The 12735-nt window shown below is 40.1% G+C and carries 12 protein-coding genes; all 12 read right to left on the minus strand.

Going from position 1 to position 12735, the window contains the following annotated elements:
* Positions 1–2: 2 nt before the first annotated feature.
* Positions 3–773: an ABC transporter ATP-binding protein gene (locus ACIQXI_RS13050; protein WP_402925405.1), complete on the minus strand. Its 771-nt coding sequence runs from the start codon at positions 771–773 to the stop codon at positions 3–5.
* Between the two features lie 6 nt (positions 774–779).
* The gene (locus tag ACIQXI_RS13055) at positions 780–1745 is read right to left on the minus strand and encodes a FecCD family ABC transporter permease (RefSeq protein WP_402925408.1); all 966 of its coding nucleotides are present in this window, start codon (positions 1743–1745) and stop codon (positions 780–782) included.
* A gap of 155 nt (positions 1746–1900) precedes the next feature.
* Positions 1901–2818 carry a heme ABC transporter substrate-binding protein IsdE gene (gene isdE, locus ACIQXI_RS13060; protein WP_402925411.1) on the minus strand — a complete coding sequence of 306 codons (918 nt, stop codon included), beginning with the start codon at positions 2816–2818 and terminating at the stop codon, positions 1901–1903.
* A gap of 11 nt (positions 2819–2829) precedes the next feature.
* On the minus strand, positions 2830–4062 hold the full coding sequence (locus ACIQXI_RS13065) for an NEAT domain-containing protein (protein ID WP_402925414.1): 1233 nt from the start codon (positions 4060–4062) through the stop codon (positions 2830–2832).
* 87 nt (positions 4063–4149) lie between these two features.
* Positions 4150–5688 carry an NEAT domain-containing protein gene (locus ACIQXI_RS13070; RefSeq protein ID WP_402925416.1) on the minus strand — a complete coding sequence of 513 codons (1539 nt, stop codon included), beginning with the start codon at positions 5686–5688 and terminating at the stop codon, positions 4150–4152.
* A complete protein-coding gene (isdC, locus tag ACIQXI_RS13075) occupies positions 5688–6284 on the minus strand; it encodes a heme uptake protein IsdC (protein ID WP_402925419.1) in 597 nt (198 codons plus the stop codon). The genes ACIQXI_RS13070 and isdC overlap by 1 nt, the downstream gene beginning before the upstream one ends.
* Before the next feature lie 263 nt (positions 6285–6547).
* Complete coding sequence (locus tag ACIQXI_RS13080) at positions 6548–7120, minus strand: manganese efflux pump (protein WP_402925420.1); 573 nt, start codon at positions 7118–7120, stop codon at positions 6548–6550.
* 537 nt (positions 7121–7657) lie between these two features.
* On the minus strand, positions 7658–8446 hold the full coding sequence (locus ACIQXI_RS13085; protein WP_402925423.1) for a 2-keto-4-pentenoate hydratase: 789 nt from the start codon (positions 8444–8446) through the stop codon (positions 7658–7660).
* Between the two features lie 2 nt (positions 8447–8448).
* Positions 8449–9477, minus strand: a complete 1029-nt coding sequence (gene dmpG / locus ACIQXI_RS13090) for a 4-hydroxy-2-oxovalerate aldolase (RefSeq protein WP_402925426.1) — start codon at positions 9475–9477, stop codon at positions 8449–8451.
* 17 nt (positions 9478–9494) lie between these two features.
* A complete protein-coding gene (locus tag ACIQXI_RS13095) occupies positions 9495–10385 on the minus strand; it encodes an acetaldehyde dehydrogenase (acetylating) (protein ID WP_402925428.1) in 891 nt (296 codons plus the stop codon).
* Between the two features lie 19 nt (positions 10386–10404).
* Positions 10405–11130: a 2-keto-4-pentenoate hydratase gene (locus ACIQXI_RS13100; protein ID WP_402925764.1), complete on the minus strand. Its 726-nt coding sequence runs from the start codon at positions 11128–11130 to the stop codon at positions 10405–10407.
* A 126-nt stretch (positions 11131–11256) separates the two neighbouring features.
* A complete protein-coding gene (locus tag ACIQXI_RS13105) occupies positions 11257–12726 on the minus strand; it encodes an aldehyde dehydrogenase (protein WP_402925431.1) in 1470 nt (489 codons plus the stop codon).
* Positions 12727–12735 lie beyond the last annotated feature (9 nt).

Raw genomic sequence — 12735 nt, forward strand, 5'->3', positions numbered from 1 at the left:
ACTTAAATACCTAGGGGCACCATATAAAGGCCAAGTTGCTCATCTTCATTGAAAATGGCTTCAACCCCATATACTTCTTTAATAACTTCCTTTGTGATAACGTCCCGCGGGGCTCCCTCGGCTATAATTTGTCCTGCTTTCATCAACATAATGTGATCGCTATAACGAATTGCTTGGTTAATATCATGGAGCACCATAACAATCGTTAAACTATGTTCCTTGTTCAAAGTTTTAACAAGTTCCAGTAGCTCAATTTGATAATATATATCTAAATATGTTGTCGGCTCATCCAAACATAAAATTTCCGATTGCTGTGCTAATGCCATCGCGATCCATACACGTTGTCGTTCACCGCCTGACAGTGCTTCTAAATCATGTGCACGCTTTTCTTGTAAATTAGTACAAGTTAATGCCCAATCAATCGCTTTCGCATCTTCCTCATAATTACGCTTTAACATTGTATTGTGTGGGAGACGCCCAAAACTTACTAACTTTTCAATTGTTAAATCTTTCGGCACTTCATTTTGTTGATAAACGATTGCTAACTTTTTAGCAAACTCTTTTGCCTTGTAGTGGACTAAGTCTTTATTTTCTAACATAACATGCCCTGTTTTTGGCGTATTATTGCGAGACATCACACTAAGTAATGTAGATTTCCCACAGCCATTTGGTCCAATAATGGTCGTTATTTTGCCTTTTTGAATATTCGTTGACACACCATCTAAATGATTGCGTGTGTTATCATAAGAGACAATAATATCTTGCATTTCCATGTTTCATCACTCTTTTCGTAATAAGAATATTAGGAACGGTCCACCGATTATTGCCATAATGGTTGAAGCAGGAATTTCTATTGGCGCCACAACCGTTCGTCCTATTGTATCGGCAACTAAAATTAACAACGCCCCTGCTAATGCGGTAAATGGTAGCAGTATGCGATGATCGTGGCCAACTAGGCGTCGAGCAATATGCGGTACTAGTAAACCAACAAATGAAATAACTCCGGCGACCACCACAGACACAGCAGATAATAGCACTGCCACTGCTGCAATAATTAAGCGTGCTCGCGCTACGTTAAAGCCGAGACTTTTTGCTGTTTTATCTTGTAACACAAGAAGGTTACACCAGCTATAGAGCGTAAATGCTGCGACCAAGCCTATTGTGCCATACGTTGTAATAGTCGAAACATCCTTCCATGTGCGCATCGTTAAATTTGAACCGACAACACTAGCGGCCGATGTATTTAATGAGCCACCTAGATTTAAAAATGCTTCTGTTAAACCGGTAAACATGGCATTGATTGCAATACCTACTAAAATCAATTTGAGTGGACTTAAACCTGATTTCCAGGACAAAGCAAAGACGAGTGCACATGCACATGCCCCACCTATAAAAGCCAAAATTGGCGTCATAAAAAATAATGCAGGAAAAAATGAAATAATAAATAACTGTACAAAAGCTGCCCCTGAGGAAATTCCAATGACGCCCGCATCTGCTAGCGGGTTACGCATAACGGATTGCAACAATACGCCAGATACGGAAAGTGCTGCCCCAGCAAATAATGCAACGACAATTCGAGGAAAGCGTAAATCACGAATCGCCTCCATTTGGCTATTGCCTTCTTCAAATAATGCCGTGATAAATTCAAAAAAGCCCATTTTAATACTACCCGTCGTTGCTGAATAAATCATCGAAACAAACAGCAATAATATTACTATTGAAAAGCTTAGAATTTTTTTCGTCATATTGGACTTCCTTTTTTAATATTTCCGCTAATAGTTCAAATAAATTTCTTAGCGTTCTATGTGATGTTTGCATCTCTTTTTAGCTATTAAAAATATAAGAAAAGCGCTCTATGGCAAGAGAAGCTTGCTATACGAGCGACATTTTCAAGTTACTATTAACGATAGAAAATTTCCATTAATTGTCCTAATGCCTGAGGCACCTGTAACGAAGCCGTCGTCCCAAATAATTCTTCTTCTAAATCATATACTTTGCTGTTTTTCACAGCGTCAAAATGCTTCCAAATATCATTTGTTTTAAATTCTTCGTCAAACATTTTAACTACTTCATCAGGCATACCGTGTGATAGACGCAAAATAATATCAGGATTGCTATTGTGTAAGTACTCTGTATTTGACGATAAGTACTCTGCTTCTTGCCCCTCCATAACATTCACACCACCGGCACGTTTCACAAGATCCCCTGCATATGAATTTTCCGTTGCCACTAAATAACTGCCCGGAATACCAAGTAAAATTAAAACACGAGGACCTTCTTTATTAGCTGCGACAGTTTGCACGGCATCAATATTTTTTTGAAGCCCCGCCACTAATTCTTCCGCTTGAGCAGTACGGTCATAACGTTCACCTAGCGTTTTAATTTCAGCCAGCATCGCATCAACACTTTGGAAATCTAAAAAATTAACAGGTATATTGAGTTGTTCGAATTTATCTTGTAAATCATATTGTAGCGTTGACACTGATAATACATCGGTAGGAGTCAAGGACTTCACAATTTCCATATCAGGCTCCATTGCATTACCGATAGTAGGCAAACCTTCAAAGCGTTTTGCTAATACTTTTTCAGTTTCCGGTATAGCGATAGCATCTAGCTCTAGCTTATCTAAAATATCAGCTATTACAACGGTACCAGCAATAATACGATTATCACTTTGGGCACTTGCTGGCGCTGCTACCTCTTCATTCTTAGTAGCCGTTTCATTTTTTGCTTGATTGCCTCCACCGCTACAACCAGCGATTAATAAAACAGTCATAATGGCTATCAATGCCAACCAATTTCGTTGTTTTTTGCACATTTCGTCATCTCCTAGCTTTCAGTCATTTTTGATTTTTTTAAGCGACGTACGACTAACCAGCCCGATAAAACACAAATGAGCACAAGCAATACTATTTTTACTTTATCTAGCTGAGCCAGTTGCTGATTAACTGTCGTTGGTTGCATTGCCTGCTCCGTTTTCTTGTTCTTTCCCTCTTGTGTTACTGGAGGTTCTTGTTCCGCTTCATCTTCTGCTGCATTGGCATCGAGTGTACGATCAAAAGCTAATGATTCTTCCGTGAATTCACTAACTGCAGGCTGAGATGGGGCATTTTTTGTAGACGCCACCGCTTGCTTCACTAGTGGCTTAACTATGTTTCCGTTTGGACTCGCAGTTGCCTCCACGATTACATCTTGCTTGGATGGTTCGACTTCTATAGGCTTCTCGACAATATTCGCCACTTGTTGTTCATCAAATTGTAGCTCAACAAAGTATTGATGATGATAGGCCACCTCTGGAATATCGACCTTTACCCACATGCGAATCGGTCGTTCGAAATCAACTACTTCAAATTCGACACTTCGTATATTATCCATCATAGAAATAACAGTCGGTTCTTGCTGTTCCCCACGTTGCTCCACTGTCAATCCTGTTACCCACGATGATTTTAAAATGGTCATTTGCGCATAATATTTGTCGTCTTTTTTTATGACCTTTGCTACCGGATTGACATAGGTATTCATAATGGAAGGCTCTTTTATACCATCAGCGTACAATATAAAGTTGATCGACCAATAATTTTCAGGTGGAGTTTCTTCTATTATAATTTCCTCCTCATTATCTACAATCGGGGCTTTGAAGAGAATGCGAAGTTGCTGTGCAAAAGGATACTCTCCCTCTTCTAGTTGGGAAGCTAATAAACCTTTTATGATAATTGGTGCTTTTAAGTCCTTTACATCAAACTGAACTAAATTTTCGGTCCATTTCGCAATAGTAGCACTTTGTTCACTATGTATTTCTTGTAAAATATATGGATCATTGATCGTCATTGACAATGTATAGTGACCATTCTTCACGCTGAGTATTGCTTCTTCATTGAAAAATTGATTTTGTGCGAATTCATCAATGGATGAAAAACTTAGGTCAACTTGATAGTTGTCATCTACTATTAAAGGAATTTCTTCAGCTTGTGCAGTTAATGACATAAATTGAGGGACAAGCACCCAGTTTATTGCACTTATAAGTGCGAATAAAAAGATAACTTTTTTTTTGAATGTTTTCATGGAAATTCCCCCAATTTCTATAGAAGCAACAGTAACTTCCTTCCTCAATCTAATGAGAAAGGAAGCTGCCATTGTTGTTACGTATTGTTATTCTTCAGACTCATAGAAAAATTTTAATGAGTTATTTAAAATTTTCGCCATTTGTCCTCGTGTTAATGGTTTGTTTGCATTGATGTATGTTTTACCATCTTTTGCAACAGAACCTGTCATAATGCCTTCTTTGTAAAGTAATGAGAATGCTTTTTTCGCTTCATCATTGGCAATTGACGCTTGGTCAGCGTATGGTAATGAAATTTCAACATTTAGGTCGCCTTCCGTTACTGCTTGGATTGCACGGTAAATCATTAATGCGCCTTGTTGACGAGTTAAAATGCCATTTGGATTGAATTTATCACGGGATTCTACGATGCCATATTCAGCAAGTGCATTAATGGCATTTTCTGCTTCTAAACCTTTAATATCTTGGAAGCCAGCAACTTCAGTCGCTTCTAGCTCTAAAGTACGAGCAATCATTAACGCGAATTGTGCACGCGTTAAGTTGTTATTTGGATTGAATTTATCTTGTGGCACGATAATTTCATAAGCAAGCAAGTTTAAGATTGCTTCTTTATTTTCGTTAGTATCAATATCTTTAAACGGATTTGAAATTGGTGCTGTTGGTGCTGTGTCTGTGTCTGTATCTTTCACTGGTTTATCTAAATCTACATTAAAGCTAAATTGTACTGTATGAACCGAATCATATTTAACACCTGCAGCAGGCTCATTTACGATAATATGAAGCTCAGCAGTTGCTAATGCTTTTAAATCTTTTACTTCAAACGTATAAATACGTTCATTTGATGCTTTATCTTCTTCTGCTAATTCAGCATCTTTACCATTTACTTTAAATGATTGTACATATTGACCTTTAGGGAAATGCATGCCGACAACATATCCGCCTTCTACTTCACTCACAGCTACTGTAGGGCTAATATATTGCTTCATGATAGATTCTTCTTTAGTTCCATCTTTGTAAACTGTTACAGTACCTTCGTATACGTCTTCATCTTCGGCGTTAACAACTTCTTTATCATCATTTGCAATTTGCTCTTCTTCTTTTACGCCGTCAGTTGATTCTTCTGCTACTTTATCTGCATCAACTGGTTGGAAATCAAAGTCATACCATGTATCCATTTTGGCTTGCGGAACGACTACATGTACTTTTGCCGCAGTTTTTACCTTTGGATCTACTGGGAATGATACGATGCTTGAGCCGTCTTGTTGCTTTTCAAATGTTGCATCTACATATTTATCGCCTTGTTTTACTTGGAAACCAGTAATCATTGCAGCAAATTGAGCTGGAATCGTTAATTTCACAGTGTATGTACCATCTTTTTCAATAAGTAACCCTGTACCTGCGAAGTACTTATCCATGTAGCCAGCTTCATTTGTACCAGGTTTATACGTTTGGAACTTTACAACTGTCCCTTCTGTCGTTTCAGCCTTCGCTTCCACTTTTACATCTGTTGTTACTGTCGTTGTTGTGTCAGCTACTTTTGCTGATGCAAATGATGGAACTGAAAGTGATGCAGCTAATAATGAAGCAAGAACGATTTTTGTTGCGCGAGATTGATGTTTTTTAGCCATTATTGACCCTCCATTTTTGTTTTGTATTTTGTTCTATAAAGTAAAAATGCTGATCCTGCAAATGCAACAAGTAACAAATAGGGCGTCGCATCGCTTGTTTGTGGATTCGGCACTTGACTTTCAGATGCTGTGGACGTTTTCGTATTATTTGTTGCGGTTGTTACTGTGCTTCCCGTCGTGGCCGTTGCATCAAATACTAGTGAAACGCTATATTCGTGGTGATAATTAATATCATCGATATCAATTTTCATAGATGTTACAACTGGTTGTGCTAAATCTTTTACTGTGAATTGTACAACACGTGTATCAGCTGCTTTATCTTCGCTAACAACTGTTGCTCCCCCTGGTGGTTGAAACTTCGTAATCCATGCACTGTTCTTTAATGTAATTTGGACAGTAGCTGTGCCATCCTCTACAGTCACCTTTGCTGGTTTTACGAAATAATCATTGGCAATTGACGCAGAGCTACTATCTGGTTTATTGACCTGATACTTCACCGAATAGGTGCCATCAGCCAGTTGAGCAGATGCATGTGGTAATGCTAAATTAAAACTAACCATACTGACTAGCATGACCAACATCATTATTTTCTTCATGTGTTGCACTCCTCCTTTAAAATTATGGAAAAATTTTATTGTTTTTCCATTAAACATTATAATTGATGCCCTTAATATTCTCAATATTTCCATTAGAGATAAATTATGATAAAGAAAATGAAAATTATTCTCAATTACATACAGAATAATATCAGATGCAGAGATATGTCAACTAGCAATCCAAAAACGTCCTCAATATGTCAAAATTTCCTCAAAAAAAAAGGAATATTACTGTTTATTCCCAGTAATATCCTTATCGTTGTTTATTTAGCAAAAACTTCTATTACACCAATGACAATGAGTAACCAACCTGAAATGGCTGTTGAGTACATACCAATATAAGTTTTCGATAGAAGAGCACCAAAATGTATCCCCACTCCAACTGTTATAAAAGAAAAAGTGCCAATAGAAAGTACCGTCCATATAGCCGAAATGCCGTTTGCCCCTATTGCGATGCCGCCTGCTAAACAATTGGCTGATAAAACAAACCCAAGTGTCATTGCCTCTCTAATTGAAATAATATAATTTTTATCCTCGTCAAATACTTCAGGATTTTTAGCAATGCCCTGCTTGGATAAGCGATTTGAAAAGAGCGTATATAGCCCAATAGCACATAGTAAAAGGCTGCCTAACAGATTGGCTGCGTGTGGAGAAATATACTCGATAACTGTACTACCAGCAGTTACTGCCACGTAAGTGACGATCATTGATATAATAGCAATGACTGCGTTCGATAAGACGGGAATCTTCACTCGTTTAACACCGTAGGCGAGACCAATGCCCAAATTATCTAAGTTGGCTGCTATCCCTATCAAAATAATAGTAATCCAATGCATGATTTCCCTCCTGTCCATTACACCTCAACGGTATTGCTCCACCTTTTAGTGAAATTTCCACACGTATTTGGAAGAACTGTAATTGCGTTTACCCACTTTCTATAATATGAGGGATAAATTTTGTTCAAATGGGCGGGCAACTGCGAGGGATGATTTACCTGTGGCTGGCGCAGGAGTAATGGGCGATTGGCCACTACTTTTCTCGATTGGTGGGGCTTTTCTTTACAAGGTTGATAAAGCGTACTTTTCAAAAAATCGCATTTCATAAAAAATTGCCCTTGATAAAATCAATAATCAAGGGCAAAGTATATTCTTTTCTATTTAAAAAATCAGCACAGCAATTTCACCAGTACGCTTTCATGCTTACCCTTATAATCTATACTTACATAGGAAACCACTTGATTAACTCACAAAGCGAAGTTTCTCAATTCAAAAAGCACCTAGAAATAAAACTTCATTTCCAGATGCTCCTATTTAAAGCAAAGGAGGTTGCAATCGTCTTTTCACAATTGAGTAAGAAGAAAAAAGCACTGTCCTTTACTTACAAGATAATGTCACACTGCCAAGTCCATCGAATTCTGCTACAACTGTATCTCCTGGCTGAAAAGAAATCGCCTCAGACATCGCACCACTTAAAATAATATCACCTTTTTTAAAGCCTTTTCCTACCTTGGCTAATTCTTTCACTGCCCATACAATGGCAGTAGCAGGATGCCCTAATACAGCAGCGCTTGAGCCTGTCTGCTCCACAGCGCTGTTTTTACTTAGTACCATACCGATTTGCCTCAAATCAAGCAGGTGAGGGGAAACCCACTTACTTCCAACAATAAACTTCGCAGAGGAACAATTATCAGCGATAACATCTGCTAATGTAAAGCGAAAATCTTTATAACGGCTATCTATTACTTCAAGGGCAGGTGCGACGTATTTCGTTGCCTTTACTACATCTGCTTCTGTAACCGAATCCCCCGCCAAGTCCTCTGCTAAAAAAAAGGCAATCTCAGGCTCAACTTTCGGATGAATGAGCTGTGAAAATTCAATGGCTTCCCATTCTAGTGCGAGCATATCGCTATGTAAATAGCCATAAATCGCTTCATCGACTCCCATCATCTGCTGCTTTGCTTTACTCGTTAAACCTAGCTTCACGCCTACTTGCTTCGTGCCATTCTCCTCTAGCTTGCGCGCTAGTAAAGCGTCCTGTATACGATACGCCTCTTGTATCGTCAACTGTGGATAGTCGTCTGTCAGCTTGATAACTTCCTTTACATCACGCTCTGCTTCATATAAATAATCAACCAATTTTTGCTGATTTATTTGTACCGTCATTTTCACACCTCAATTTCCCTTTTTTTTGCGAGCTCAGCAGCGACATCGATAATCATATCCTCCTGACCACCTACTACTTTTTGTTTACCTAATTCGATCAGTATATCGCGTGGATCAAGACCAAATTTCTTCCCCGCACGCTCTGCATGAAGCAGGAAGCTTGAGTACACCCCAGCATACCCTAACACTAAGCTCCCCTTTCGAATTTCCTGCGAGCCTGGCAAGAGAGGGCCTACAATATTTTCTGCGACATCCATCATTTTATATAAATCAATACCTACATCTAATCCCATGCGGTCTAGCACAGCTAATAGCACTTCTGTCTGAGTATTCCCTGCACCTGCTCCTAAACAACGCACACTCCCATCAATACGTGTCGCGCCTTCCTCTATCGCAACGATGGTGTTCGCCACCGCCATCGATAAATTGTTATGAGCGTGGAACCCAACTTCTATTTGCAACGATTGTCGTAAAGCGCGCACACGCTCCCGCACCTCATGCGGCAGCAATGCACCAGCAGAATCTGTTATATAGACTGCTTCAGCACCGTAGCTTTCCATTTTCTTCGCTTGCTCCACTAACTTTTCCACAGGTGCAGAATGAGCCATCATTAAAAAGCCTACTGTCTCCATCCCTAGCTCACGTGCCTTGCTCATATGTTGAGCTGACACATCCGCCTCTGTTACATGTGTAGCAACACGCACTAAGCGAGCACCTAAGTCATTTGCCTGCTTCAATTCGTGGACTGTACCAATCCCTGGTATTAACAGCACAGCAATTTTCGACTTGCTGCATGTCGCAACAGCTGCTTCAATGAGCTTCATCTCATTCACGAGCGATTTGCCATACTGAAAAGTGGAGCCCCCAAGGCCATCTCCGTGACTTACTTCTATATAATGCATGCCTGCATCATCTAACCCTCTCACAACATCTCTTACTTGCTGCTCTGTAAATTGATGTGCCACGACATGACTGCCATCTCGGAGGCACACTTCTGTTAATCGAATTGGTTTATTAACTTGAAAATTCATGTATTCGGCCCCCTTTCTTAATGCGTCTCTAATGTCGTTCTCTCTAACATAGCCCGCGCAAAATCTTCCGCTACCCGTGTCGCAGCAGCTGTCATAATATCTAAATTCCCTGCATATGGAGGGAAATAATCTCCGGCACCTTCTACTTCTATAAAGATTGTTACACGGTTGCCATCAAATAATGGCTCCTGTCTAAGACGATAGCCCGGCACATATGCCTTCACTTTCTCTACCATTGAATAAATAGAGTTGCGAATTTTCTCTTCGTTCATATTTTTCACTTCACAATAAATCGTGTCTCGCATAAGGATCGGTGGGTCTGCCGGATTTAAAATAATGAGCGCTTTTCCAATATTTGCTCCCCCTACTTCTTCGATTCCACGGCGCGTCGTAATCGTAAACTCATCAATATTTTCTCTTGTCCCTGGACCTGCACTTAAGCTTGAAATTGTTGCCACAATTTCCCCATATAGTACATCTGCAACTTGGTTGACCGCATAGACGATTGGAATCGTCGCCTGGCCACCACACGTAATCATATTGACATTGTGTAAATCGAGTAAGTTTTCCGTAGTCCCCACTGCCGGACAAAAGAACGGTCCTCTTGCTGCTGGGGTTAAATCAATCGCTAAAATTCCTAGCTCCTTCAATACTTTTGCATGACGTACGTGAGCTTTCGCTGATGTGGCGTCAAACACGATAGCCGCCAGGTTAGGATTGGCAACGATAGCTTCGATGCCATTTGAATAGGTCGCATACCCTTTCTCTGCTGCACGCTTCAAACCTTCTGAATGTGAATCTATCCCAATCATCGCCACAACTTCAATTACTTCACTGCGCTCTAATTTATAAAGCAAATCAGTGCCTATGTTTCCTGTGCCTAGTATAGCTGCTTTGATTTTGCCCATAGCCTTCTCTCCTTTCTCATTATTCAAAATGAACTGTTACTGTACCGATGCCTCCAAATTTTGCTTCAATACGATCTCCAGCATTTACTACAACTGCCGCAGATAAAGCGCCAGGTAAAATAAGCTCGCCTTTTTTCAGTGGAATGCCAAAGTCATGTAATTTATTTGCCAACCAAGCAATAGCGTGTGCCGGATGTCCCAGTGCAGCTGCGCCTGCCCCTGTCGCGAGTAGCTCCCCATTTTTGTAAAGTGCCATACTTGCTGTCCGTAAATCAACTTCATTTACCCTCGTCTTTTCATGCCCAACGATGACCTTGGCAGACGAGCCATTATCAGCTACTGTATCAATTAATGTAATGCGCCAGTCCTCTACTCTGCTATCAATTACTTCAATTGTCGGCACGAGATAGTCAGTTGCCATCATGACATCAAGAAAGGTTACATTCGGTCCTACTAAATCCTCTCCTAGTACGAAACCAATTTCCGCTTCAATTTTAGGGGAGAGCATGCTAGAAACTTTAACAATAGCTTCATTTCCAAACACCATATCATCTAATAAATGGCCATAATCTGGCTCGTCTACCTGGAGCATTTTTTGCATAGCTACGCTTGTTAAACCAACCTTTTTACCAACAACGTGTTGACCTTCCTCCAACTTCATTTTTACTGTTTCAAGCTGTATTTCATAAGCATCCTTTATGCTTAAGCTTACATCCGACTCTGTTAAAGGAACTATGCTTTGCATTGTTTTTTCAGCTATCAATAATTGTGTGGCATATTGCTTAATTTTCTCTGACACCACCATTCACTCTCCTTAGTAAAACAAACAAAAGGTGGTTGCTATACCAGCTTTTGTTTGTTTATTCATTCCTTATTTTTTAACGGTAATTGTTTTTGTTTCACTATAGAACTCAAAGCTATGACGCCCGCCTTCACGCCCAATACCACTAGCTTTCGCTCCACCAAATGGAGTTCTTAAATCCCGCACATACCAGCAATTCACCCATAATAAGCCCGCATGAATTTCAGCTGTCACACGCTGTCCTCTCCGCAAATCATTCGTCCACACTACACCTGCTAATCCATAAATAGAATCGTTCGCTATCTGAATAGCTTCTTCTTCTGTTTTAAATGGAATAATGACAGGGACTGGACCAAATATTTCCTCTTGAGCAACGCGCATACCATTATTGACATCGTACAAAACAGTCGGCTCATAGAAGTTCCCTTCAGGTAGTGATGCGACAGCCTTACCGCCGTAAGCTAGTTTCGCCCCTTCAGCTAGACCTATTTTCACATACTCATCCACGAGCTTTAAATGTCCCTTAGAAACTAAAGCACCCATATCTGTTGCCATATCGAGGGGGTTTCCGACTTTAATTTGTTTCACAGCTGCCACGAACTTATCTAAAAATTGATCATAAATACTTTCCTGCACTAAAATCCGGGAGCCTGCTAAGCAAATTTCTCCTTGATTGCGATAAATGGCTTCGATTGATCCTGCTACTGCTTCTTCTAAATCAGCATCTTCAAACACAATATTGGCTGATTTTCCACCAAGCTCTAACGAAACTGGTATTAAATTTTGAGCAGCATTCCGCATAACTGTTTTTCCTGTATTTGATTCACCCACGAAGGAGATTCTTCTCACAGCAGGGTTTGTCGCCATTTCTGTTCCTACAATACCACCTGGGCCTGTCAAAATATTTAGCACCCCTGGAGGTAATCCCGCCTCATTCGCTATTTCTCCAAGCATGATGGCACTTAGCGGTGTATAAGAAGCAGGCTTGATTACAACCGTATTACCTACAGCAAGAGCAGCAGATGCCTTCCATGTCATTTGCATAAATGGCAAGTTCCACGGAATAATTAAGCTTGTCACACCGACTGGAGCATATTGCACATAGGAAAAATGCTTGCTTTGATCATAATGCTCGTGCGTCATATATTTCGCCATCTCAGCGAAGAAACGGAAATTAGCAGCCGCTCGCGGAATATCAAATTCAAGACTCTCCCGTATTGGCTTACCTACGTCTAACGTTTCGACATAGGCAAGTTTTTCAACATTCTTCATTATTAAATCAGCCATTTTGCATAAAATCCGTGAGCGCTCCTCAACTGGCATCTTACTCCATACACCGCTAGCAAATGTTTTATCTGCAACTTCTATTGCGCGCTTCGCATCCTCTTGTCCGCCATTTGCTACGGATGCTAATATTTCATTTGTAGCGGGATTAATCGTATCGAAAGTTTCACCTGATAAGGCGTCTACATAATGGCCACCAATGAATAGTTTGGCATCTTTTAAATATTTCTCTTCGATTACTTTTTCATTAATCAATGCCACTCC

Source organism: Lysinibacillus sp. NPDC097195 (assembly GCF_044762075.1).
Lineage (GTDB): Bacteria > Bacillota > Bacilli > Bacillales_A > Planococcaceae > Lysinibacillus.